This window comes from Streptomyces sp. NPDC094032 (genome assembly GCF_040303965.1).
Taxonomy (GTDB): Bacteria; Actinomycetota; Actinomycetes; order Streptomycetales; family Streptomycetaceae; genus Streptomyces.
In genome coordinates this window covers 170,481-194,409 of record NZ_JBEOUE010000003.1, presented here as the reverse complement: position 1 = coordinate 194,409, position 23,929 = coordinate 170,481, and the positions used below count along the sequence as shown (strand labels likewise).

Below are 23,929 nucleotides of genomic sequence, written 5' to 3'. Positions count from 1 at the left end.
TTTCTTCCGGGTTGAGGGATCGGCCGTCAGGCCGAGCGGCGACGTCCGGCCAGGACGCCGAAGGCGATGCCGGCGAGACCGACGAGGATGCCGACCACGCCGAGCACACGGGCCGCGCTGTCGGTGGACCCGGCGGCTTCCTTCTTCTCGTGCTCGCCGGCCTTCTCGTCGTGGCCGGCCTTGTCGTCGGCGGCCTGCGCGGCGCCACCGTGGTGGTCGCCGGTCGCCGCGGACAGCTTGAGGACCGGGGCCGGGTTCTCGGGCTCCGGCGCGCCGTCCTTGGGCTCCTCGATCCAGCGCACGACCTCGTTGTTGTCGTAGGTCTGGATGGCCTTGAGGACGAGCCGGTCGGTGTCCTCGGGCAGCTGGCCGAGGGAGAGCGGGAACTGCTGGAACTGGCCGGGGCCGATCTTCGAACCGTCCGCGGTCCAGGTGACCTTGGCGACCGCCTCGTTGATCTTCTTGCCGTGCAGCTCCAGCGGCTTGGCCAGCTTGGCCTTGGTGACCTCGACCTTCCAGCCCGGGATGGGCTGCGGCATCACGGAGGCCAGCGGGTGGTCGGTCGGGAAGTTGACCTCGACCTTGACGGTGGAGGCGTTGTCGCGCTCGTTCGGCACCTTCACGTTCACGGTCGCGTAGCCGCCCTTGGCGGCCTCGCCCTGCGGCTGGACGCCGACGTGCGCGGACGCGGTGCCGGCGAGCAGCAGGACGGAGGCGACGGCGGCGCCGCCGGTGAGGACGGCGCGGGAGAGGTGGGTACGGGAAACGCTCATGGCAGAAGACACTCCAGCTCGAAGGAGAGGTCGGAAGCGGACGAGCCGGCCCGTCGTCGCGACTCGGCGCGGCACGGGGGCATCGTCCGGGGGCCGTCCGCGCGCGGACGACCGCGGATCCGCTCCCTGCGAGCGGTCCGCGTCAGGCTGCGAGGACGCAGGAGGCGGCCGGGGGGCCGCGCCTGATCACGGTGTGCTGGAGCGCCTCGGCCACCGGCGGCGGCGAGGAGTCGAAGGCGGTACGGGCGGGGCCGCGCGGACCGGTGGCCGGAGCCCCCGGCAGCCCGGCGAGCAGGGCCCGTACGAGGAAGAGCGCGGCGCGCAGGGAGCGTACGAGCGCTCCGGCGGCGAGCTCGGCGGCGCCCTGCGCGGAGAGCCGGAGCAGCCGGCTCAGCGCGAGGTCGCCGCGGCGCAGCAGCCAGCCGGTGGCCAGTGCGGCGAGCAGGTGGCCGAGCAGCATGGGCAGGCTCGGCACCAGTTCGGCGGCGCGGGCGGCGGTGGTCGCGCCGCCGGTCATGCCGGCCATGTGGCCGTGCCCGGCGGCGACCGGGGCGAGCCCGGCGTCGCTGACGATCCGGGCCGCGTCGGCGGGGCTCAGGGACGCGCCGCCCTGGCCGCAGACCAGCTTGGCGGCCATCCGGATGAGGGCCTGGTCGGCCTCGGCGCCCATGGTGAGCCGGCGCTGGCCGAGCCCGAACAGGGCGTGCAGGCCGAGCTGTCCGACCGTCAGCGCGCCGACGATGGCGGGCAGCGAGCGCTCGCGTCCGGTGAAGAGCACGGTGATGCCGAAGACGCCGAGGAATCCGGCGGCCATCGACCACAGCGCGATCCCCGCGCACGCGGCCAGCGCGTGCCCGAGCGCGGACAGCACGACACAGACCGCGGTGAACACCGCGGCCCTCAGCATGCGTGGAGCAAGCGCGGGGGCAGACATGGCGGGCCCATCATCGCACCAGCCCCACCCCCGCCATACGGCAGGTCCGGAAGGTCACTCTTGGGCGCGTTCGGGGTGACATACACCGGCGCACGGGACGAGTGAATCCGCCGAACGGGCGCTCTTGACGCGGCCCGGGGCTTATGGACCACGTCGTACGGCAATACGTATCGGTATGTCGTGCCGCAGCATGTCGAGCCGCAGCCAGGAGGCTGAAGCATGAGCATCTGGTGGTCCCTGCACCTGCGGCGCGAGGCTGCGAGCGTGCCGCTCGCCCGGCGGCTGCTGCTCGGCACGATGGAGACCGCGGGCGTCGATCCGGACGTGTCGTACGACCTGTCGGTGGCCCTGACCGAGGCGTGCGCCAACGCGGTCGAGCACGGCGGCACCGTGGACCGGGGCGAGGGCTCGCAGGCGTACCGGGTCACCGCCTACCTCGACGGCGAGACCTGCCGCATCGAGGTAGCCGACTCGGGCCCCGGCTTCGCCCCGTCCCCCGGCCGCCGCCCGACGGCGGCACCCGACGCCGAGAACGGCCGCGGGCTACGCCTGATCGAGGAGCTCGCCGACCACGTCCACATCGGCCGGACGGGCCGGGGCGGGGCACTCGTCAGCTTCGACAAGATCATCAAATGGCGCCCGGACGCGCCGCTGGCGCTGACCTAGACCGGCTGGACCGGCGGATACGCGAGGGCCCCGCCGACGTCCGGTCGGCGGGGCCCTCGGCGTACGGGCGTGGTGCGGGTCAGCCCTTCAGGCCGGCCATCCATGCCTCGACCTCGTCGGAGCGGCGCGGCAGCGTGTCCGAGAGGTTTCGGTTGCCGTCCTCGGTGACGAGGATGTCGTCCTCGATCCGGACGCCGATGCCCCGGTACTCCTCCGGCACGGTCAGGTCGTCGGCCTGGAAGTAGAGACCCGGCTCGACGGTCAGGCACATGCCCGGCTCCAGCGTGCAGTCGACGTACGCCTCGGTGCGCGCGGCGGCGCAGTCGTGGACGTCCATGCCGAGCATGTGGCCGGTGCCGTGCAGGGTCCAGCGGCGCTGGAGGCCCAGCTCCAGGACGCGCTCGGCCGGGCCCTCGACGAGGCCCCACTCGACCAGCTTCTCGGCCAGTACGCGCTGGGCGGCGTCGTGGAAGTCGCGGTAGGCGGCGCCCGGCTTCACCGCGGCGATGCCGGCCTCCTGCGCCTCGTACACGGCGTCGTAGATCTTGCGCTGGATCTCCGTGTACCGGCCGTTGACCGGCAGGGTGCGGGTGACGTCGGCGGTGTAGAGCTCGGTGGTCTCCACGCCGGCGTCGAGCAGCAGCAGGTCGCCGGAGCGGACCGGGCCGTCGTTGCGGACCCAGTGCAGGGTGCAGGCGTGCGGGCCGGAGGCGCAGATGGAGCCGTAGCCGACGTCGTTGCCCTCGACCCGGGCGCGCAGGAAGAAGGTGCCCTCGATGTAGCGCTCGCTGGTCGCCTCGGCCTTGTCGAGGACCTTGACGACGTCCTCGAAGCCGCGGGCGGTGGAGTCGCAGGCCTTCTGGAGCTCGGCGACCTCGAACGCGTCCTTCACGAGGCGGGCCTCGGAGAGGAAGACGCGCAGCTCCTCGTCGCGCTCGGCGGTGACCTTGTCGGTCAGGGCGGCCTCGATGCCGGCGTCGTGGCCGCGCACGTTGCGGACCGGGCCGGTGGCCTCCTTGAGCGCGGCGGCCAGCTCGCGCACGTCCTTCGCCGGGATCCCGAGCAGCTGCTCGGCCTCGGTGAGGGAGTGGCGGCGGCCGACCCACAGCTCGCCCATGCCGTCCAGCCAGAACTCGCCGTTCTCGCGGTCGGAGCGGGGCAGCAGGTAGATCGTGGCCTCGTGGGCGTCGCCGGCCGGCTCCAGGACGAGCACGCCGTCGTGGGTCTGGTCGCCGGTGAGGTACGCGTACTCGGTGGAGGCGCGGAAGGAGTACTCGGTGTCGTTGGACCGGGTCTTCAGGTTGCCGGCCGGGATCACCAGGCGCTCGCCCGGGAAGCGGGCGGACAGCGCGGCGCGGCGGTCGGCGGTGTGCGCGGCCTGGGCGATCGGCGCCAGGTCGTGCAGCTCGGTGTCGGCCCAGCCGGACCGCATGTTCTCGGCGAGCTCGTCGGAAACGCCCGGGTACAGGCCGTTCTTGCGCTGCTTGATCGCCTGCTCTTCGGACTCTTCCGGGGTCTCCGGGTTGCCCGGCGTGAGCTCATCGGCCACGGGTCTGCCTCCTCTGGTACGACACTGAACCCTCCCCATCGTACGGTCGTGCGGAAGGGGGCCCAGAGGCGGAAGACCCATTACCGACCGGTCATAACGGTGTCTGTTCTCACTCCGGTCGCACGCCGTTCCCGTGCCGTCACTCGAAGCGCGCGGCCAGCAGGACGACGTCCTCGCCGTCCGTGTCCGCACCGTCGAGACCCTCGGGCAGCACGGTCCGCAGTACGTGGTCGGCGACGGCGCCCGGATCGGCCCGGTCCGCCTTCGGTACGCCCGCGGCGGCGGCGTGCAGCCGCGCGAAGGCCCGGTCCATCGGGTCGCCGGTCCGCCGCAGCAGGCCGTCCGTATAGAGCAGCACCGTTTCTCCGGGCTGCGGGGAGAGCTCGACGCTCGGCGCCTCCCAACAGGACAGCATGCCCAGCGGGGCGGAGAGCGAGGTTTCGACGTACTCGGTGCGCTGCTCGCCGATGATCAGCGGCGGGGTGTGGCCGGCCCCGGCGAGCACGATCCTGCGGGCCTGCGGCTCGCAGAAGGCGAAGAGCGCGGTGGCCGAGCGCGCGGGCTCGGTCAGCCGGAGCAGCAGCTCCAGGTCGGAGAGGACGGCGACCGGGTCCTCGCCCTCCATCACGGCGTACGCGCGCAGCGAGGCACGCAGCCGTCCCATGGCGGCCAGGGCGCTCGGCCCGGTGCCCGTGACGGAGCCGACAGCCAGGCCGAGGGCGCCCTCGGGCAGCGGCAGCGCGTCGTACCAGTCGCCGCCGCCCTGGGGGCCGGTGCGGTGGCGGGCGGCGAGCTGGACGCCGGGGATCCGGGGGAGGCGGCTGGGCAGCAGCTCCTCGGCGATCGTGGCGACCCGGGTGCGGGCGCGCTCGACCTCCAGGAGGCGGGCGAGGTGCTCGGTGGCGAACCTGCCGTAGAGCTGCACCAGGTGCCGCTGGCGCTCGACGGGCTCCGCGGGCTCGTCGTACAGCCAGACGACCGCGCCGAGCCGGCCGGCCTGCTCGGTGGCGAGCGGCAGCGCGTAGCTGGCGGCGTAGCCGAGGCGGGCGGCGACCTCGCGGTGGCGCGGGTCGAGGTCCTCCGCGCCGCGCAGGTCGGGGATGGCGATCGGCCGGGGCAGCGAGCCCTCCGGCAGCGGGTCGAGCCCGTCGAGGATGCGTCCGTACGAGGTGACGCTGCGCGGCACGGTCTCGATGGTGCCGAGGTCGGCGTGGGCGAGACCGAGGCCGACGGTGGCGGTCGGGCCGAGGCCGTCGGCGGGTTCGAGCACGGCCATGCCGCGTCGGGCGCCGACCAGGGCGGCTCCGGCGCGCAACAGCTCGCGCAGGGCGTCGTCGAGGGAGCCGGTCCTGATCAGGGACTCGGTGAGTTCATGGAGCAGCGTGAGGTCGGAGACCCAGCCGGCGAGGCGGTCCTGGAGCGGGCCGTCGGCCGGGGGCGGCGGGACCGCGGTGTGCGGGGGGTCCGCAGTGTGCGTGGGAGGGGGAACAGCAGAATCGATTCCGGCCACTTTCGGCGCACGGGGCGTACTCATGGCACGCGGCTTTCAGACCTGCGCGTTTCATGCAATAGCATCGCAAACCCCCAAGTCATTCTGCGCCACTACCCATCGATCCACATCTACACGCACATGTAGATCGATGTCCAGCATTGCCACCATGGGACTTGTGGTGTCCGTGAGATGTGGCGAGGGGGTTGAAGACTAGGGGAAGTTGGCTGAAAATTGCCCCCAGTGTGCACCTTTTGCGGTCGACTGGCGTCGTTTCAAAGCGCGTCATTCTGAGCGTGACGGGTACGTAATCGGTGACGGGCAGGGGCAGTTGGACACGCCCCTGAACACGGACGCGGAACCCGGGCGTCCTCATCACCGCAGGCCGCACCCTCCAACCCGAGTGGCGGGGAACCTCTACCGCCAGGACCGGCCGGCAGCGACTGCCGAGCCTGGATGCAGCTCGTACGCGCTGAGATGCATGCTGACACGCACGCTGAGACGCACAGTGATACGCACGGCGATACACGCGGTGATACACGCGGTGAAGAGATCCGCACGTGGAGTGACGCACGTGGTGTGATGTGGATTCGGCGTTCAACGGAAAGGAACGAGCGCACATGCGCGAGATCCTCGGAAGGCGACGCAGGCTCCGGTTCCGGCGCAAGAGGCGCGAGGAGCGCGCGGGGCGCGAGACGGTCGTCGCACAGCTCGACTCGGCGCTCCGGTGCGCCACCGAATGGGACTGGCCGGTCCTGCCCGGCGTGGGACTGCGGACCTCGGGGTCGCGGGTCACGGGAGCGCGCGCCCTGCTCGGCGCGCCCACCACGGTGACCTGCGCCTGTCCCGACCCCCAGTGCGTCGTGCCCGGCGCCCACCCCTTCGATCCCGGACTGCTCGCGGCCACCACCGACGCCCGCATGATCCGCTGGTGGTGGAGCGACCGCCCGGACGCGCCGGTCCTGCTCGCCACCGGCGGCCGGGCTCCCTGCGCGGTGAGCCTGCCGGCCGTCGCGGGCGCCCGCGCGCTCGTCGCGCTGGACGCGCTGGGGATGCGGCTCGGCCCGGTCGTGGCCTCGCCCACGCGCTGGGCGATCCTCGTCGCCCCGTACAGCCTCGAACGGCTCGGGGAACTGCTCTACACCAAGGACAGCGTGCCCAGTTCGCTGCGCTTCCATGGAGAGGGCGGCTATCTACCGCTGCCGCCCTCCACCACCGGGACCGGCCGGGTCCGCTGGGAGCGGGCGCCGCTGGAGGGCTCGGCGCGGCCGTGGCTGCCGGACGTGGAGGCGGTCGTCGACGCCCTCGTCGAGGCGAGCACGAGCATGCCGGGCGGCGGCAGCAGACTCGCGTACTGAGGCCGACTCCCGTTCACCCGAACGGGTGTGGAGCACCCCGACATCCAGGGGAAACGGGCGCGCGGCCCACCGCCCGCCCGCCGGCCGCCGCTATCTTCAGCCCCTGAGGGGTCGTTCCCAAGGAATCCGGTGGAACAGGTGGCTGCGGCATGGGGCAGATGAGTCCGGCGAAGCTCCGCGCGATCGGGCTCGGGACCGCGGTGGTGATCGCCGTCCTGGTGCCGATCGCGGCGACGGCGGGACCTTCGTGGAACCCGTCGGATCCGTCGGATCGGTCGAGCCGGGCGGATCGGTCGGATCGGTCGGGCCGAGCGGACTCGTCGGACCGGGCGGGGTCCGGTGCCGCCGCGGGGGACGGCGACGCGAAGCCGAGGGGGCTCCTCGGGGAGTTGGGCCTGGGCGCCGAACGTCCCGCCGCTGCCGACCCCTCCGCGCTCCCTTCCGCGCTCCCGTCCGCCACCCGGTGCGGGCCCGAACTCGCCTCCCCCGACGGGGTCGAGGCGCAGACCTGCGTGGTGACCGAGGGCGCGGACATCCGGGCCCGTACGTACTACCGCAACGCCACCGGGCAGGAACTCGACGCCGTACTCACCCTGATGGCCCCCGGAGGCCGCACCGTTCAGGTGCGCTGCGCGGTCGCGGCGCAGGACGAACCGGGTACGTGCGAGACGCCGAGGGAGCCGGTCAGGGGTGGCCCCGAGGGCTATTCGGCGGTGTCGGAATTCGCCGGCGCGGGGGAGGGTGACAGCACTCCGCTGCTGCTGCGCTCGGGGAGCAACGCGTCCGGACCGGACGGTAGTTGAACCGTACGCGGACATGAGAAGGCCCGATCGCTGGCGACGGGGGATGCACCAGCGACCGGGCTTCTAGAACGGTAACAAGAGATCTGCCGTTCGCAAATTCGATCTCGGTTATTCGGACAGGGATTTAGGCCCCTGAACGAGGTGTTGTGGCGGAAGTCACCGACTGGTCGGTCTGTCCGTCACGGATACCACCTGGGGTATCAGCTGAGCGTGACCTGACGGTTGATGAGACCGCCGCGCGCACGCCGCTCGTCGCCGCTGAGCGGGGTGTCGGAGGCGAGCGCCTCGGCCAGCCGCTCGGCGAACTCGGCGGCCGGCTTCTCGCAGTCCTCCGCCGTCATGCCGGTCGGCAGGTCCCACACCGGGACCATCAGGCCGTGCGCGCGGAAGGAGCCGACGAGGCGGGTGTCCGGGCCGAGCGAGGACGTGCCGGCGGCCTGGAGCCGGGCCAGCGCGTCGAGCAGCTTCTCCTCGGGGTGCGGCATGACCCAGCGCAGGTGGTTCTTGTCCGGGACCTCGCACCAGTAGGCGGCGTCCACGCTGGTCAGCTTGACCGTGGGGATCGCGGCGGCGTTGGCGCGCTCCAGGGAGGCGGCGACCTCCGGGCTGGAATTGTCCGAGGACTCGGGAATCCAGAATTCGAAACCGGTGTGCACGTCCGGCGCGAAATCGCTGTTCGGGTCGAGCAGATCCTGGAGGCGCGGACCCTCCGGCGTCACGCGGCGGGGCTCGACCGGCGTGCCGGGCTCGGCCTCCAGCGCGCGCTGGAGGGTGTCGGCGAGGTCGCGGGCGAGGTCGCCGGAGGACGAGTCGTTCTGCAGCGCGAGCAGCACGGAGCCGTCGTCGCGGCGCAGCGCGGGCCAGGCCATCGGCAGGACGGTCGCCAGGGTCACCGACGGCACGCCCTCCGGGAGTCCGTCCTTCAGGGTGAGCGGCACGGTGGCGGCGGGCACCAGCTCGCGCAGCGCGACCCAGTCGCACTCGCCGGGCAGCCCCTCGAAGGGACGCTGGACGAGCTCGGTCACGGCATGCGCGGCGGCCCGCCCGTGACAGGCCTTGTAGCGGCGGCCCGAGCCACAGGGGCACGGCTCGCGCGCACCGACGACCGGGATCTCCCCGCTCGTGACCTGTGCCTGGCCGGCCTTGCCGGGCTTCGTCTGGGGGCGCTTCTTCGCCATGGTGTGGCTTTCTCCCGATCGCGGCGGTGCTGTCTAGGGCGCGAGCCTAGCCGCAGACGATCCCGCATGCCGGGAAGCCGGTGTCGTCGGGGCCCGCACCGGCCCTGGGCGGGGCGCGGCGACGGGACGGCGGCCGGGCGCCACCGGGACGGCATCCGGACGGTCGCGCCGACCCGGACCAGGGGGTCCGGGACGTCGTCCGGATGACGGCTCCCGAAGGGGCGCGGGCCCTGCGTGGGCCCGGCTCCCGAAGGGTCGAGGGTCCCGCCGGCGGACCGGCCCTCACTCCAACTCGTCGTACGCGTCCAGGAAGTCGAGGCCGGAGCCGCCGCCGACCCGCGCCGCGAAGTCCTCGCGGCGATGGCCCTCGGTGACGACCACCCAGACCGTGACCTCGCCGGTCGCGCTGTCCCGTACGCCCCAGTCCTGTGCCAGCGCGCTGATGATGTTCAGCCCGCGGCCGCCGCGCGCGGTGACCGAGGGCGTGGCGGGAACGGGGCGGGTCGGACCACCGCCGTCCGTCACCTCGACCGTCAGTCCGCCGGACCTGTCGATGCTCCAGGCCGCCCGTACGTCGCCGTCGCCCACGTCCGCGTGACCGAGCGGTCTGCCGTGCCGACACGCGTTGCTCAGCAGTTCGGAAAGGATCAGCACCGCGTCGTCGACGACCGTTTCGGACATCCCGTTGCGGTGCAGCTGCTCCCGCATCCTGTGTCGCGCCTTGCCCACGCCCGCAGGGCCATGGGGAACGGCCATGCTCGACGACGTGGGCACCTCCTGTGCCACCACCAACGCCACCCCCGAGACCTCCTTTGCCCCACGCCACGGTGTGAATGCCCCAATGGCCTGGACCGGAAACCGGCCAGTACGGGTCTGGTGACGCACTCGTGACGATCGCGTACGTCCCGAACGCGCCGGGGCACACCCCGTACCCCTGTGACAGGGGGGACGCAGGAGGCTAAAGGCGCCCCAACTGGGACAGCACGCGCTTCGGCCGGTTGGTGATGATCGCGTCCACGCCGAGCCGCCGGCAGAGCTCCACGTCCTCGGGCTCGTCGACGGTCCAGACGTGCACCTGGTGGCCGGCCTTCTGGAGCCGCAGGATCACGGCGGGGTGGTGCCGGACGATCCGGATCGAGGGCCCGGCGATCCGCGCGCCCGCGGGCAGCCGCCCGTCGCGCAGGCGCGGGGTGACGAACTGGGCGAGGGAGACGGTGGGCAGGGTCGGCGCGGCGGCCGCGATGCGGTGCAGGGAGCGGGCCGAGAAGCTCATCACGCGCACCGGGGACTCCTCGGGCGCGGCGGGCGCGGCGAGGCCGAAGCGGTCGAGGAGCTGGAGCAGCTTGTCCTCGACCTGCCCGGCCCAGCGGGTGGGGTGCTTGGTCTCGACGGCGAGCTCGATCCGCCGCCCGGCGTCGGAGACCAGCTCCAGGAGGCGCTCCAGGGTGAGGACGGAGGTGGCACCCGGATCGGCCCGGTCGGGGCTCTCGCCGGCCTCCTCGCGCCCCTTCCAGGTGCCGAAGTCGAGGGCGGCGAGATCGGCGAGCTCCAGGGCGGAGACGGCGCCGCGGCCGTTGGAGGTGCGGTTGACGCGCCGGTCGTGGACACAGACGAGATGCCCGTCGGCGGTCAGCCGTACGTCGCACTCCAGGGCGTCGGCGCCGTCCTCGATGGCCTTCACATAGGCGGCCAGAGTGTGTTCCGGGGCGTCCTCGGAGGCCCCGCGGTGGGCGACCACCTGGACGGGGAGGCGGTTCGGTTGCTGCGCTGCGTGGGTCACCGCGACATGGTAAGGCTGTGTCTTATATGCCCCGATATAAAGAATGGGGTGCGGACACACAGCTCCGGCTTACAGTGGCCTGACGTCCGGTGGGAAAAGCTGAACGCAGCACATGGACCAGGATCAGGCACCCATCCATCCGTCCATCCATCCACCCACCCACCCACCCCATACCCGTGCAGTCGACGAGGAGAGAGCTGTGAGCACCGAGAACGAGGGCACGGCGGTTCCGGCGGACCGGAGTGCCCCGTCCGTCCCTCCCACGCCTCCCACCCCGCCGGCGGCCCCTCCGGCGCCTGCCGCCCCCGCGGAGACGCCCGAGCCGGTACGAGCGGAGGCCGAGCCGGAGCCGCAGCCCGAGGCGGCGCCCGAGCCGGTACGGGCCGAGCCCGCGCCGCAGCCCCCGGCCCCTGAGCCCACCCCGGCGTACACCACGGCTCACCCCACTCCTCCCGTCCCCCCGGCTCCGGCCCCGGCTCCGGCGGCCGGCGGCTGGCCCCCCGCCCCGCCGGTGACCCCGGCCTGGGGTGCCCCGGCGCAGCCGGCCCCGGAGGCCCCGCGCAAGCGGGCCGGCGGCCTGGTGGCGGCCGTGCTGGTCGCGGCGCTGGTCGCGGGCGGCGTCGGCGGCGGCATCGGCTACTGGGCGGCGTCGCAGCGCGACGACGACCCGACCGCGTCGACCACGGTCTCCTCGGGCGACTCCCCCGCCTCCTTCAAGCGCGACCCGGGCACGGTCGCCGCGGTGGCGGCGAAGGCGCTGCCGAGCGTGGTGACGATCCAGGCGAAGTCGGGCGGCACGGAGGGCGAGGGCGGCACGGGCACCGGCTTCGTCTACGACCGGGAAGGCCACATCGTCACGAACAACCACGTGGTGGCCTCGGCGGCGGACGGCGGCACGCTGTCGGTCACGTTCTCCAACGGCAAGACGTACGACGCGGAGGTCGTCGGCCGCGCCGAGGGCTACGACGTGGCCGTGATCAAGCTGAAGAACGCGCCGTCCAACCTGGCGCCGCTGGCCCTGGGCGACTCGGACCGGGTGGCGGTCGGCGACTCGACCATCGCGATCGGCGCGCCGTTCGGCCTGTCGAACACGGTGACCACGGGCATCATCAGCGCCAAGAACCGCCCGGTGGCCTCGGGCGACGGCTCCAGCGGCAAGAACTCGTACATGAGCGCCCTGCAGACCGACGCGTCGATCAACCCGGGCAACTCGGGCGGCCCGCTGCTCGACGCGAGCGGCGCGGTGATCGGCATCAACTCGGCGATCCAGTCGGCCGGCAGCGGTTACGGCCAGTCGCAGGCGGGCTCGATCGGCCTGGGCTTCGCGATCCCGGTGAACCAGGCGAAGAACGTCGCCGAGCAGCTGATCAAGACGGGCAAGCCGGTCTACCCGGTGATCGGCGCGACGGTGAACATGCAGGACAAGGGCGAGGGCGCCACGATCGCGCAGCAGGGCTCCGGCGGCACCCCGTCGGTCACCCCGAACGGCCCGGCGGCCAAGGCGGGCCTGAAGGCCGGCGACGTGATCACCGCCTTCGGCGACCACGCGATCGACAGCGGCCCGACCCTCATCAGCGAGATCTGGACCCACAAGCCCGGCGACTCGGTCAAGATCACCTACGAACGCGCCGGCAAGACCGCCACAGCCACCGTCACCCTCGGCGAACGCACGGGCGACAGCTGATCCTTCACGGCCCCGGTAGGCTGTAGCTCGCTTCGCCCCCGCCGGGCGGGGCACGGGTGGGTTGCCCGAGCGGCCTAAGGGAACGGTCTTGAAAACCGTCGTGGCAGCGATGTCACCGTGGGTTCAAATCCCACACCCACCGCAGCAGGTCAGAGATTCAGCAGGTCAGAGGGCGGGCCCCCGGAGTTCGGGGCCCGCCCTCTGACGTCCCCGGGCCCGGAGCGACAAGACAGTTCGCGGCAGCTATCCGCGGGGACCGGAGGGGCCGGGCTGGCTTCCGGGGGCTTCCGCGATCCATGTTCGCCAGACGCGGCGTGTGTTCGGTACGTCGGGGTGATCGAGAAGCCGGAGGACGTAGCCGGCGTGAAGGCGTGCCCAGGGGTTGTCCGAGGCGGCGGCGGTGCCGAGCCTGTGGCGCAGGTCCTCGCCGTCGACCGCTCGTGCGACGCGAACGTACTCGCGGTCCTTGCAGCGGTAGGCCCGCTGGACGACGATCTCGACATCGGGTGATGCCACAACTGGTTGCACCGGTCGCGAGCCGCCCAGCCCAATCGTGCGCGCCAGGCGGCGGCCTCGTCGCTGCCCGGCCCTTCCCCGGCCATCCCGTTCGTCATGCCGGAGATCCTCTCTCAGGGGGGCTTTCTCGGGTCTCGGGTGGGGTTTTTCGGGCAGATGGGGGGATTGGCTGAAAAGGTGCTGAAACGCTTCGTCCCTTGGGAGGGGCGGGGTTCTGTGGGGTGGTGCGGGGGGCGGGGGTGTGGGCTGGGGCTTTGGGTTGGGTGAGGGGGTTTATCGGCTTGTCCTCACGCTTGAGGGGGAATCAGGCGCTAGGGGGTGGTTCGACGGGGATTCGGTGGGCAACTCTGATCTCGCGACGTCGAGCAGGAAACGACCGAGGCGGTCGGCCAACCGCCTTGGGATCAGCAGCAGTTCACGGAATTCATAGCTTCAGTTCCCGGAGGAACAGACATGGCAAGCATCCGTACCGCCCGCGTCATCGCCGCTGTCGCCGCCCTGCCCCTCGCCGCCGCCCTCTTCACCGGGGTGGCCCAGGCCGACAACGGAGGATTCGCGGACAACGGATCGAACACCAGCGTCGCCACGATCATCGGCAGTGGCGTGGGTGGCAACAACCACGGCAACTCGACCACGACGCAGCAGGTGGCGACCGGTTCCGGTGCCTCCAACCAGAACAACACCGCGAGCGTGAACGGCTCCGCCTTCACCCACATCGACCAGTCCAACGTCAACACGGTCGTCAACTTCTATCCGTGGTGGTAACCGGCCCGACGGGGGGAAGGTTCGCGGGGTGAACGGCGGCCCGTGCGGCGGCGCTTCGGCGCCGGTGCGCGGGCCGCCTTCCTTTGTTGCGGCGCGCGGGGCTTCCGTGGCCGCCGTGACCTTGACAGCCGGGACGTATCTGACGGACAGTCAGAAACCTTGGTAGGTGGAAGTCCTGTCCCGACGAGAGGCGTCGCCGTGCACCTCGCCCCGACCGAACGGCAACTCCGGCTGCGCGCCGAACTCCGCGCGTACTTCCGCGACGTGATGCCCGACGGGCCCCCGCCCCCCGCCGACTCCGCCGCACAGCGCCGGCTGCTGCGCCGTATCGGCTCCGACGGCATGCTGGGGCTCGGCTGGCCCGAGGAGTACGGCGGCCAGGGCCGGGGTCCCGACGAGCAGTTCGTCTTCTTCGACGAGGCCTACCGGGCCGGCGCCCCCGTCTCCATGGTCACCCTCAACACCGTCGGCCCGACCCTCATGAAGTACGGCACCGACGAACAGAAGGCGTACTTCCTCCCCCGCATCCTGAGCGGCGACACCGTCTTCGCCATCGGCTACAGCGAGCCCGAGGCCGGCACCGACCTGGCCTCCCTGCGTACCAGAGCCGTACGGGACGGCGACTCCTGGCTGATCGACGGGCAGAAGGTCTTCACCTCGAACGCCCAGAACGCCGACTGGATCTGGCTCGCCTGCCGCACCGACGCCGACCCCGGCACTCCCCGCCACAAGGGCATCTCGATCGTCCTCGTCCCCACCGACGCGCCCGGGTTCTCCTGGACCCCGATCGAGACCGTCGGCGGGCTCACCACCACCGCCACCTACTACGACTCCATCCGCGTCCCGGCCGGCAACCTCGTCGGGCCCGAGAACGGCGGCTGGGGCCTCCTCACCAACCAGCTCAACCACGAACGCGTCGCCCTCGCCGCGATCGGCATGCAGGCCGAGGACTTCTTCGACGCCGCCCTCCGGCACGCCCGTACGCCCGATCCGGTCACCGGCGCGCGCCGCATCGACGAGCCGTGGGTCCGCATCCGCGCCGCCGAGGCCCACGCCCGGCTCGCGGCGACCCGGCTGCTCAACTGGCGGCTCGTCGGCGAGGTCGGAGCGGGCCGGCTGGCCCCCGGCGACGCGAGCGGTGTGAAGTTCGCGGGCACCGAGTCGGCGGTCGAGGTCTACCGGATGTGCCAGGAGATCGCCGGCGGCGCCGCACTGGTCCGCGCGGGATCGCCGGGCGCGTTCGACGACGGCGAGCTGGAGCGGATGAACCGGGCCGCCCAGATCAACACCTTCGGCGGAGGCGTCAGCGAGGTGCAGCGCGAGATCGTCGCGACCATGCGGCTCGGGATGAAGGGGAGGGGGCGGCGATGAGCCGGAGCCAGAGCCAGAAATCGCACGATGCCCCCCACGACGTCCCCCACGACCCCTTCCACGAGCGCCTGAAAGCGTACGAAGGGCGGCCCGCCGCCGTCGGCGGTACCGGCAAGGACGTCGTCAACCTGCCCATGATCCGGCACTGGTGCGAGGCCATGGGCGACACCGACCCCGCCTACCGGGGCCCCGACGCCGTCGCCCCGCCCACCATGCTCCAGGCGTGGACCATGGGCGGGCTCTCCGGCCACACCGACCGCTCCGGGGCGTACGACGAGCTGTCGGAGCTCCTCGACGGCGCCGGGTACACCTCGGTCGTCGCCACCGACTGCGAGCAGGAGTACCTGCGGCCGCTGCGCCCGGGCGACGCGATCACCTTCGACGCCGTCATCGAGTCCGTCTCGCCGCGCAAGACCACCAAGCTGGGCACCGGCCACTTCGTCACGACCCGGATGGACATCCGGGCGGACGGCGAGCTCGCGGGGACCCACCGGTTCCGCATCCTCAAGTACACCCCGGCCGGGCGGCCCAAGGCAGCGCCGGCGCCTCGGCCCCGCCGCCCCCGCCCCGTCGTCAACCGCGACAACGCCGGATTCTGGGAGGGCGTGGCCGAGCACCGGCTGCTCGTCCAGCGCTGCGGCGACTGCGCGACCCTCCGCTTCCCCTGGCTGCCCGGCTGCAACGCCTGCGGCTCCCGCCGGTGGGACACCGTCGAGGCGAGCGGCGAGGGCACCGTCTACTCGTACGTCGTCATGCACCACCCGCCCTTCCCCGCCTTCGACCCCCCGTACGCGGTCGGGCTGATCGAACTGGCCGAGGGCGTACGGATGATCAGCAACGTCGTGGGGGTGCCCTACGACAAGGTGCGGATCGGGATGCCGGTCCGGCTGGAGTTCCTGAAGGTGGACGAGGAGCTCGAACTCCCCGTCTTCCGCGCGGGAGGCGAGGACTGACATGGACTTCACGCCCACGGAGGAGCAGCTGGCCGCGCGGGATCTCGCCGCGCGGATCTTCGGCGACCTCGCCACCCACGAACGGCTCACGGCCGCCGGCACCGGCGTCGACGCCGAGCTGTGGAAGGCGCTGTGCGCCGCCGGACTGCCCGAAGCCGTCGAGGAGACCGGACTCCTCGGTCTCGTCCTGCTCGCCGAGGAGCAGGGCCGCACCACCGCGCAGGTGCCCTTCACCACGACCTGCGTGTACGGGCTGCTCGCCGTCTCCCGGCACGGTACGGAGGACCAGCGCGCCCGGCTGCTGCCCGGGCTCCGGGCCGGTACGACGGTGGTGACCGGCGCGTTCCCGGCGCTCGCGGGAGCGGGAGCGGTACGGGCGGACGCCGAGGGCCGGCTCACCGGCACCCTGGACCGGGTGCCCTGGCTGCGGGACGCCACCCACGTCCTCGTCCCGGACGAGGACCGGACGCTGTGGCTGGTGCGCACGGCGGACGCCGCGCGGCCGGTCGAGCCCGTCGAGCTCACGGCGCCCTGGTCCGCCGGGCGGCTCGTCCTGGAGGGGGCGCGGGCCGAGCGGCTGGGGGAGGTGGGTGCCTTCGACGGGTTGGACGCCCCCGCCCCCGACGTCCTCCACCGCCGCCCCTACGACGACCTCCTCGCCGCCGCCCGGATCGCCTTCGCCGGGCTCCAGGCCGGGGTCTGTGCCGGGTCGCTGGCCCGGGCGGTCGCGTACACCTCGCAGCGCGAGCAGTTCGGGCGGCCGCTCTCCTCCCACCAGGCCGTGCAGCTGCGGGCCGCCGACGCGCACATGGACACCGAGTCCATCCGGGTCACCGCCTACGAGGCCGCCTGGCGCCACGACCAGGCCCTGCCCGTCGGCGAGCACGCCCTGACGGCGGCCTGGTGGGCCTCCGAGGCGGGCAAGCGGGTCGTGCACGCGGGCCAGCACCTGCACGGCGGGCTCGGCGCCGACCTCGACCACCCCGTGCACCGGCACTTCCTCTGGGGCCGGCAGCTCGACGCGTACCTCGGCTGCGGCACCGAACTCCTCGCCGAACTGGGCGACCTCCTCGCGAAGGGAGCGGCCGCGTGACCGCCGTACGGGCCGGGGACGAGCTCGCCCCGCTCGTCGTCCCGATCACCCGCACCCTGATCGTCGCCGGGGCTGTGGCCTCCCGCGACTACCAGGACGTGCACCACGACGCCGAACTCGCCCGCGCCAAGGGCTCCCCGGACATCTTCATGAACATCCTCACCACCAACGGCCTCGTCGGCCGCTACATCACCGACCGCCTCGGCCCCGGGGCCGAGCTCCGCAAGGTCGCCATCCGGCTCGGGGCGCCCAACTACCCGGGGGACACCATGACGTTGACCGGCACGGTCACGGAGGTCGACGGCACCACGGCCCTGGTACGGGTCGTGGGCGCCAACGGCCTCGGGCACCACGTCACCGGGACGGTCACCGTGGCACTGCCGGCGGAGGGCGAGCGATGAGCGTCCGCGCCCGGGACTCCCTCGGCGGCCGGGCCGCCATCGCCGGGATCGGGGCCACCGAGTTCTCCAAGGACTCCGGCCGCAGCGAGCTCACCCTCGCCGTCGAGGCCGTGCACGCGGCGCTCGACGACGCCGGGCTCACCCCCGCCGACGTCGACGGCCTGGTCACCTTCACCATGGACACCAGCCCCGAGATCACCGTCGCCCAGGCGGCCGGCATCGGCGAGCTGTCCTTCTTCTCCCGCGTGCACTACGGCGGCGGCGCCGCCTGCGCCACCGTCCAGCAGGCCGCCCTCGCCGTCGCCACCGGCGTCGCCGAAGTCGTCGTCTGCTACCGGGCGTTCAACGAACGCTCCGGGCGCCGCTTCGGCTCCGGGGTGCAGCAGCGCGAGCCGTCCGCGGAGGGCGCGGCGCTCGGCTGGCAGCTCCCCTTCGGGCTGCTCACCCCCGCCTCCTGGGTGGCCATGATCGCCCAGCGCTACCTCCACACGTACGGGCTCACGCCGGAGGCCTTCGGCCACGTCGCCGTCACCGACCGCCGCCACGCCGCGCGCAACCCCGCCGCGTACTTCCACGGCAAGCCGATCACCCTCGAAGAGCACGCGGCCTCCCGCTGGATCGCCGAGCCGCTGCGGCTGCTCGACTGCTGCCAGGAGACCGACGGCGGCCAGGCCCTGGTCGTCACCTCCGTCGAGCGCGCCCGCGACCTGCGCCGCCCGCCCGCCGTGATCGTGGCCGCCGCGCAGGGCGCCGGGCGCAACCAGGAGGCCATGACCAGCTTCTACCGGGACGATCTGACCGGGCTCGCGGAGATGGGCGTGGTGGCCCGTCAGCTGTGGCGAAGCTCGGGGCTCGCGCCCGAGGACATCGACGTGGGCATCCTCTACGACCACTTCACGCCGTTCGTGCTGATGCAGCTGGAGGAGTTCGGCTTCTGCGGGCCCGGGGAGGCGGCCGGTTTCGTGGCGGCGGACGCGCTGCCGCTGAACACGCACGGGGGTCAGCTCGGGGAGGCGTACCTGCACGGGATGAACGGGATCGCGGAGGCGGTACGGCAGATGCGCGGCACGTCCGTGAACCAGGTGCCCGGGGCGGCCAGGACGCTGGTCACGGCGGGCACCGGGGTTCCCACGTCCGGGTTGATCCTGGGCACGGACGGCTGAGAGCGGGGCCCCAGCGGTGGCCGCGCGGGGCGCGGCGCCTTTCACTCGCGCCATGAACGCCGAGCCCGCCCCGCCCGCCCCGGATGCTCCGTACGCCGTCCCGGACGCCCCGCCCGATCCGGACGCCGCGCGGACCCGCCGCCGGACCCGCCGCCGTACCCGCCGCCGGGTCCGCGCGGCGCCGGCGGCGGTCGCGGTGCTGGCGGCCACGGCGCTGCTCGCGGGCGCGGGGGCGGGTACGGGCGCGGGCACGGGCGCGGGCACGGGTACGCGGACAGAGCCCGGCCGGGGAGCCGTCCCGTACGGGACCCCGTCGGTACGGCCCCCAGCGGACCGAGCACCGACCGCCCCGGCCCCCGCCACCAGGGCCCTCACCGCCCCCGCCCCCGGCCCCCCGGCCGACGCCCCCACGGACCGCGCGGCCCCCACCACCCCCCACTACTTCACCGGCCGCGCCTTCGACACCTGCGACGCCCCGCCCCTCTCGGTGATGCGGGCCTGGCGGGCCTCGCCCTACGGGGCGGTCGGGGTGTACTTCGGGGGCCGGGGGCGGGGCTGCCGGGCGCAGCCGCACCTGACGCCCGGGTGGGTCGCGTCCGTGCACGCCCTCGGCTGGCGGCTGCTGCCGCTCTTCGTCGGTTCGCAGGCCCCGTGCGTGTTCTCCGAGGCCAAGCGGCGGTACGCGATCGGCCGCGCCCCCTGGTCCCAGGGCACCCGCGAGGCCGGGGAGGCGGTGCGGGCGGCCCGCGCCCTCGGGTTCGACGCGGCCAGCCCGCTGTACCTCGACGTCGAGGCGTACCGGATCGGCGACACCGGCTGTGCCGCCACCACCCTCAGCTTCGTACGGGCGTGGAGCCGGGAGGTCCGGCGGCTCGGCTATCTGCCGGGCTTCTACAGCAGCGCAGAGACGGGCATCCGGCACATGGAGCGGGAGCGGCGCGCGGGGACGGGCGACCTGCCGTCGGTGGTGTGGTTCGCGCGCTGGCGGGGCGTTCCGGCGCTGAACACGGAGACCGTGCTGGCCGCGTCGGCCTGGCGCCCGCGCGCCCGGATCCACCAGTACGCGGGGAACGTCTCGGAGTCGTACGGCGGCAGGCGCATGCTGATCGACCGCAGTCAGGTCGACGCCCCGGTAGCCCGGGTCGGGCCGTGAGCGGGCCACCTTCGTGATCCGGCCCGACTCCGACCGCGACTCCGACCCTGACCCTGACCCTGACTCCGCCCCCGACTCCGCCCCGACCCTGACTCCGCCACCCCCCCGGCTCCACCTGAAGGAGGTCCGGCAGGCCCCACCCCTACAACCTGAGGCGGAGTGCGGTTCGGGACCTGGGGCCGATACCCCGGGTGGTCGGGCGCTCATAGCGTGGAGCCATGACCCCGCCACCTTCTGGCCCTGTCTGTGCCGGTGCCTCGCAGTTCGCGACGCGCCCGTCGTTCACGGCGCACGCATCACACGCGTCGTACCCGTCGTTCACCTCCTACGTACGGGCCCGCGGCCCCGTCCTGCTGCGCACGGCGCGCTCGCTGACCGCGAACCCGTCGGACGCCGAGGACCTGCTCCAGACGGCGCTGGCGAAGACCTACGTCGCCTGGGAGCGCATCGAGGACCACCGCGCCCTGGACGGCTACGTACGCCGCGCGCTCCTGAACACCCGTACGTCCCAGTGGCGCAAGCGCAAGGTCGACGAGTTCGCCTGCGACGAGCTGCCGGAGCCGGCCGGGCTGCCGGAGCCGGACCCGGCCGAGCGCCAGGTGCTGCACGACTCCATGTGGCGTGCGGTGATGAAGCTCCCGGAGCGCCAGCGCGCGATGGTCGTCCTCAGGTATTACGAGGACCTGAGCGAGGCGCAGACCGCCGAGGTGCTCGGCGTCTCCGTCGGCACGGTCAAGAGCGCCGTCTCACGCGCGCTCGGCAAGCTGCGCGAGGACCCGGAGCTGTCGCCCGCCCGCTGAAGCCCGCGTTACCCTCGGTTATGCCAGTGATCGCTGGCAAAATCGTACTCCCGGGTAGTGACATACCGCCTGGTACGCGCGCAGAATCGGCACATCCTTACTGCCGCGTAGCGCCCTCGGGAGGACGCCCGTGCTCAGCACCATGCAGGACGTACCGCTGACCGTGACCCGCATCCTGAACCACGGGATGACCATCCACGGGAAGTCCACCATCACCACGTGGACGGGGGAGGGCGAGCCGCAGCGCCGCACCTTCGCCGAGACCGGTGCCCGGGCCGCCCAGCTGGCCGACGCCCTGCGCGACGAGCTCGGCGTCACCGGCGACGAACGCGTCGCGACCCTCATGTGGAACAACGCCGAGCACGTCGAGGCGTACTTCGCGATCCCCGCAATGGGCGCGATCGTCCACACCCTCAACCTGCGCCTCCCGGCCGAGCAGCTCGCCTGGATCGTCAACCACGCCGCCGACCGCGTGGTCATCGTCAACGGCTCGCTCCTCCCGCTCCTCGCCCCGCTCCTCCCGCACCTGCCGACCGTCGAGCACGTCGTCGTGTCCGGCCCCGGCGACCGCACGCTCCTCGACGGCACGGCCCCGCGCGTGCACGAGTACGAGGAGCTGATCGCCGGCCGCCCCACCACGTACCCCTGGCCCGAGCTGGACGAGCGCGCGGCGGCCGCCATGTGCTACACCTCCGGCACCACCGGCGACCCCAAGGGCGTCGTCTACTCCCACCGCTCGATCTACCTGCACTCCATGCAGGTGAACATGGCCGAGTCGATGGGCCTGACCGACCAGGACACCACCCTCGTCGTGGTGCCGCAGTTCCACGACAGTGGATCTAAAGGGGGACGACCACCGTCGGTGGTAGTACAGAGAACGGCCCCGGTACCTCCCAGTCCCGGGGCCGTTCCCTTTGACCCGCCTCGCCTTGGGGGACGATGCGGCGGGCCCTTCCCACCCCAACCGGTTCGCGAGCAGAAGGGGCGGGGCGCAGAGGACGCGCGCGGCGGCGCGGGCGCGTCCGGTGGTCTACAGCGGGGCCGCGGCCGTCACCGCGCCCGGACGGTCGTCGCGCCCAAGTACAAGCGGTCGGCGGCGGAGACCCGGGCAAGGTAGTCCCCGACGGTGTCCTGAGAGGCCCCGGGCGGAATGGGGTCGAGGCCGACCGCAATGCACACAGGCGAGCCCCGAAGGGCATGGGCCCGCCACGCCTCCTCCGTGCGCGGAAGCCGTATCGTGCCGCCGGGGTTCCCGTAGTCGAGGGCTACGAACGGCCCGCGAATGCCCAGACGCGCGCCAGTGATCGGCACCCGCTCGGAGGCCGGCCGCAGTTTCATCCCGTCGACCATGCCCATTAGTCCCTCCTCGATGGACTCGGTGGTTTCGCCCGGACGACGTGGCGGCACGTGGGCAATCAGGATGTAGGCGACCGGGGTCCGAGTCGCGAGGGTCGCCGCGTCGATCCATGTCGAGATCACGCACCCGGCGACGAACCCCAGGCCGGGCACGGCCCGGATGGGCGGCGAAGACTTGGGCGCGGAAGTCACCGCGTCACCTCCGCCCACACGGCCTTACCCAACGGACGGTCATACGAGCCCCAGTCACGCGCGAGGGAGTTCACGATGTGCAGGCCGCGACCGCGGCCTCGCTCCGCCGATGTGGGAAGGAGCTGAGGGCGGGTGCGGCAGGGGTCGTGTACCTCGACGCGCACGACCGTGGAGGTCGTCAGCACGGAGACGAGGATGGCGTCGCCGGGTTCGGTCCCGTACCGATAGGCGTTGGTCACCAGCTCCGAGGCGATCAGCACGACCTCGTCGAAGCGGTCGGGGTCGAGGGGGTCGTCGTCTCGCGATAAGACCTCGCGCACGTACTTACGGGCGTCGCGGGCCGTGTCCACGCTCTTAGGGAAGATGCCCTGTGCGGGAGGGCCGCCGTACGGCGCGCAGCAGTGCGCCATGTCCTTCGGTAGATCGTTCATGCCGACCTCGTTTAGGGAGCTGCGTCACGAGCGGAGGGAGAGTTTCCCGTTACAGGCAACACGCGACAGATACCGACGGGTACCGTCGAGGGGGGTGTCGAAGGGTGTCGCTTCGACACCGGGTGCGCGAAAGGGTGCGGGCATGAACTCACCGAACGAGCGGCTGGGTTACTGGTTGGGGCGGTCTGGACTCAGCCGGAAGGAGTTGGCGCGGCGCGTGATTGCGAAGGCGATCGAGTGGGGGCAACCGCACATCACGCCGAACGCGACGCGCATCCGCCGTTGGCTCGAAGGTGAATCGCCCCGTCAGCCTGTCCCCGACATTCTGGCCGGGGTGTTCTCGGACCACTTCGGGTGGCGCGTCACTACGTACGACCTTGGGCTCGGTGACGGGGCGTCGACCGATGCCGCACTCACCTACGACCCCAGTTTCACGGCTACCGTGGAGGTAGTCGCCGACCTGGGGAGAGCTGACGTGGATCGTAGGACGTTCCTTGCAGCCGCGCCGTTCGCGGCAGTGGCCGGTGTCGGTCCCTCGCGGGACTGGCTTCTCAACGTGCTTGACCAGGAACCAGATCCGGGCCCGCGTGTCCGTCTGGAAGACGTCGGCATGGTCAAGAACATGTTCGCCACGTTCCAACGCATGGACGTGTTGCAGGGTGGCGGGTCCGGGCGCCTGGTCCTCGCCGAGTATATGAACTGGCATGTCTACCCGCTGCTGCGCCGGTCGCACGACGAAGGGGTGCGACGGGCGCTGTGCGAGGCCGCGGCCGAACAGACGTATCTCTTGGGGTGGATGGCCTACGACAACGGCGAGCACTCCGTCGCACAGCGGTACCTCATCCAGTCTCTACGCCTCGCCGAGGAGTCGCAGAACGCGCCGCTGGGCGCGCATGTCCTCGCGGGCATGGCTGACCAGGCGACGCTACTCGGCAACCCCACCGAGGGTCGGCGCCTTGCGCAGGCGGGCCGACACGGGTTGGCGAGGTCGGAGTCGGCGGCGTGCCTGGCCGACCTGTGGTGCCTGGAGGCGCGGGCGCTCGCCCTGCTCGGCGACAAGGTCGCCGCGGCTAAGGCCGTTGTCCAGTCGGAGCGGGCGTACGAGCGGGTCAACCTCGCGGAAGAACCGGACTGGGCCGCGTTCATCGACCCGGCGTATCTGCACGGGGAGCACGCGAACACGATGCGGGATCTGGAGAATCCCGCGGCGGCCGAGGAACACGCGTGCCGGTCCATCGAGCACGCGGAGACGCAGAACCGGGCCAGGCGGGGCGCGATGTCGCAAGCGGCGCTTGCCGTGTCCCACTTGCAGCGGAAGGAACTCGACAAGGCGCACGCGGCCGGCCTGCGGACGCTGCGGCTGACGGGAAAGGTGAAGTCGTCGCGGGCGGTCGAGGCGGTACAGGACTTGCAGCGGCGTATGCGGCCGTTCGGGAACGACCCCCTGGTCGCCGACTTCAACGAGCGTGTGCGCGAGGCGGCCGTCGCGTAGGCCGCAACGCAGAGAACGCCCCCCGCAAC

General features: G+C 72.6%; 23 protein-coding genes, 1 tRNA gene and 1 pseudogene. 16 read left to right on the top strand and 9 right to left on the bottom strand.

Features of this window, described 5'->3' with window-relative positions:
* Positions 1 to 26: 26 nt before the first annotated feature.
* Both ABTZ54_RS07155 and ABTZ54_RS07150 read right to left on the bottom strand, forming a co-directional pair.
* Positions 27 to 773 (bottom strand): YcnI family copper-binding membrane protein, encoded by a 747-nt coding sequence (locus ABTZ54_RS07155; protein ID WP_351658127.1) that lies wholly within the window; start codon positions 771 to 773, stop codon positions 27 to 29.
* 142 nt (positions 774 to 915) lie between these two features.
* Entirely contained in the window at positions 916 to 1,707 is a 792-nt protein-coding gene (locus tag ABTZ54_RS07150; RefSeq protein WP_351658124.1) for a hypothetical protein, read from the bottom strand.
* A gap of 219 nt (positions 1,708 to 1,926) precedes the next feature.
* Here ABTZ54_RS07150 and ABTZ54_RS07145 point away from each other — a divergent pair, with 219 nt between their 5' ends.
* Positions 1,927 to 2,373, top strand: coding sequence for an ATP-binding protein (locus ABTZ54_RS07145; RefSeq protein ID WP_351658120.1), 447 nt, complete (start codon positions 1,927 to 1,929; stop codon positions 2,371 to 2,373).
* A gap of 79 nt (positions 2,374 to 2,452) precedes the next feature.
* Here ABTZ54_RS07145 and ABTZ54_RS07140 read toward each other — a convergent pair whose 3' ends face one another.
* On the bottom strand, positions 2,453 to 3,922 hold the full coding sequence (locus ABTZ54_RS07140; protein WP_351658117.1) for an aminopeptidase P family protein: 1,470 nt from the start codon (positions 3,920 to 3,922) through the stop codon (positions 2,453 to 2,455).
* A 139-nt stretch (positions 3,923 to 4,061) separates the two neighbouring features.
* Positions 4,062 to 5,456 carry a PP2C family protein-serine/threonine phosphatase gene (locus ABTZ54_RS07135; RefSeq protein WP_351658114.1) on the bottom strand — a complete coding sequence of 465 codons (1,395 nt, stop codon included), beginning with the start codon at positions 5,454 to 5,456 and terminating at the stop codon, positions 4,062 to 4,064.
* A 575-nt stretch (positions 5,457 to 6,031) separates the two neighbouring features.
* Between ABTZ54_RS07135 and ABTZ54_RS07130 the strand changes: the two genes are divergently transcribed.
* A complete protein-coding gene (locus ABTZ54_RS07130; RefSeq protein ID WP_351658111.1) occupies positions 6,032 to 6,769 on the top strand; it encodes a bifunctional DNA primase/polymerase in 738 nt (245 codons plus the stop codon).
* Positions 6,770 to 6,918: 149 nt separating this feature from the next.
* On the top strand, positions 6,919 to 7,572 hold the full coding sequence (locus ABTZ54_RS07125; RefSeq protein WP_502997194.1) for a hypothetical protein: 654 nt from the start codon (positions 6,919 to 6,921) through the stop codon (positions 7,570 to 7,572).
* Positions 7,573 to 7,772: 200 nt separating this feature from the next.
* On the opposite strand, the gene ABTZ54_RS07120 is transcribed toward ABTZ54_RS07125, so the two are convergent.
* The 3 genes from ABTZ54_RS07120 to ABTZ54_RS07110 form a co-directional block, all read right to left on the bottom strand.
* Positions 7,773 to 8,750 carry a DUF5926 family protein gene (locus ABTZ54_RS07120; RefSeq protein ID WP_351658108.1) on the bottom strand — a complete coding sequence of 326 codons (978 nt, stop codon included), beginning with the start codon at positions 8,748 to 8,750 and terminating at the stop codon, positions 7,773 to 7,775.
* Positions 8,751 to 9,032: 282 nt separating this feature from the next.
* Positions 9,033 to 9,635 carry an ATP-binding protein gene (locus tag ABTZ54_RS07115; RefSeq protein WP_351658106.1) on the bottom strand — a complete coding sequence of 201 codons (603 nt, stop codon included), beginning with the start codon at positions 9,633 to 9,635 and terminating at the stop codon, positions 9,033 to 9,035.
* 73 nt (positions 9,636 to 9,708) lie between these two features.
* Entirely contained in the window at positions 9,709 to 10,530 is an 822-nt protein-coding gene (locus ABTZ54_RS07110; protein ID WP_351658104.1) for a glycerophosphodiester phosphodiesterase, read from the bottom strand.
* Between the two features lie 199 nt (positions 10,531 to 10,729).
* Here ABTZ54_RS07110 and ABTZ54_RS07105 point away from each other — a divergent pair, with 199 nt between their 5' ends.
* The 12 genes and pseudogenes from ABTZ54_RS07105 to ABTZ54_RS07050 all read left to right on the top strand — a co-directional run.
* A complete protein-coding gene (locus ABTZ54_RS07105) occupies positions 10,730 to 12,214 on the top strand; it encodes a S1C family serine protease (RefSeq protein ID WP_351658103.1) in 1,485 nt (494 codons plus the stop codon).
* Between the two features lie 55 nt (positions 12,215 to 12,269).
* Positions 12,270 to 12,356, top strand: a tRNA-Ser gene (locus tag ABTZ54_RS07100).
* Positions 12,357 to 12,547: 191 nt separating this feature from the next.
* Entirely contained in the window at positions 12,548 to 12,724 is a 177-nt protein-coding gene (locus tag ABTZ54_RS07095; RefSeq protein WP_351658101.1) for a hypothetical protein, read from the top strand.
* Between the two features lie 459 nt (positions 12,725 to 13,183).
* Entirely contained in the window at positions 13,184 to 13,495 is a 312-nt protein-coding gene (locus ABTZ54_RS07090) for a hypothetical protein (RefSeq protein ID WP_046911295.1), read from the top strand.
* A 198-nt stretch (positions 13,496 to 13,693) separates the two neighbouring features.
* Positions 13,694 to 14,866, top strand: coding sequence for an acyl-CoA dehydrogenase family protein (locus ABTZ54_RS07085; protein WP_351658099.1), 1,173 nt, complete (start codon positions 13,694 to 13,696; stop codon positions 14,864 to 14,866).
* Entirely contained in the window at positions 14,863 to 15,819 is a 957-nt protein-coding gene (locus tag ABTZ54_RS07080) for a bifunctional MaoC family dehydratase N-terminal/OB-fold nucleic acid binding domain-containing protein (protein ID WP_351658097.1), read from the top strand. The genes ABTZ54_RS07085 and ABTZ54_RS07080 overlap by 4 nt, the downstream gene beginning before the upstream one ends.
* 1 nt (position 15,820) lies before the next feature.
* Positions 15,821 to 16,912 carry an acyl-CoA dehydrogenase family protein gene (locus ABTZ54_RS07075; RefSeq protein ID WP_351658096.1) on the top strand — a complete coding sequence of 364 codons (1,092 nt, stop codon included), beginning with the start codon at positions 15,821 to 15,823 and terminating at the stop codon, positions 16,910 to 16,912.
* Complete coding sequence (locus ABTZ54_RS07070; protein WP_351658095.1) at positions 16,909 to 17,313, top strand: MaoC family dehydratase; 405 nt, start codon at positions 16,909 to 16,911, stop codon at positions 17,311 to 17,313. The genes ABTZ54_RS07075 and ABTZ54_RS07070 overlap by 4 nt, the downstream gene beginning before the upstream one ends.
* On the top strand, positions 17,310 to 18,476 hold the full coding sequence (locus ABTZ54_RS07065) for a lipid-transfer protein (RefSeq protein ID WP_351658093.1): 1,167 nt from the start codon (positions 17,310 to 17,312) through the stop codon (positions 18,474 to 18,476). Before ABTZ54_RS07070 ends, ABTZ54_RS07065 begins: the two co-directional genes overlap by 4 nt.
* Before the next feature lie 52 nt (positions 18,477 to 18,528).
* Positions 18,529 to 19,629: a DUF1906 domain-containing protein gene (locus ABTZ54_RS07060; RefSeq protein WP_351658091.1), complete on the top strand. Its 1,101-nt coding sequence runs from the start codon at positions 18,529 to 18,531 to the stop codon at positions 19,627 to 19,629.
* Positions 19,630 to 19,847: 218 nt separating this feature from the next.
* Positions 19,848 to 20,429 (top strand): SigE family RNA polymerase sigma factor, encoded by a 582-nt coding sequence (locus ABTZ54_RS07055; protein WP_351658089.1) that lies wholly within the window; start codon positions 19,848 to 19,850, stop codon positions 20,427 to 20,429.
* A 130-nt stretch (positions 20,430 to 20,559) separates the two neighbouring features.
* A pseudogene (locus ABTZ54_RS07050) lies at positions 20,560 to 21,258 on the top strand (AMP-binding protein); the annotation flags it as partial.
* 221 nt (positions 21,259 to 21,479) lie between these two features.
* Here ABTZ54_RS07050 and ABTZ54_RS07045 read toward each other — a convergent pair.
* Complete coding sequence (locus tag ABTZ54_RS07045) at positions 21,480 to 21,977, bottom strand: hypothetical protein (RefSeq protein WP_351658087.1); 498 nt, start codon at positions 21,975 to 21,977, stop codon at positions 21,480 to 21,482.
* On the bottom strand, positions 21,974 to 22,408 hold the full coding sequence (locus tag ABTZ54_RS07040; protein ID WP_351658085.1) for an ATP-binding protein: 435 nt from the start codon (positions 22,406 to 22,408) through the stop codon (positions 21,974 to 21,976). Before ABTZ54_RS07040 ends, ABTZ54_RS07045 begins: the two co-directional genes overlap by 4 nt.
* Before the next feature lie 142 nt (positions 22,409 to 22,550).
* On the opposite strand from ABTZ54_RS07040, the gene ABTZ54_RS07035 reads away from it, so the two are divergent.
* Positions 22,551 to 23,900, top strand: coding sequence for an NsdA family TPR-like regulatory protein (locus ABTZ54_RS07035; RefSeq protein ID WP_351658083.1), 1,350 nt, complete (start codon positions 22,551 to 22,553; stop codon positions 23,898 to 23,900).
* Positions 23,901 to 23,929 lie beyond the last annotated feature (29 nt).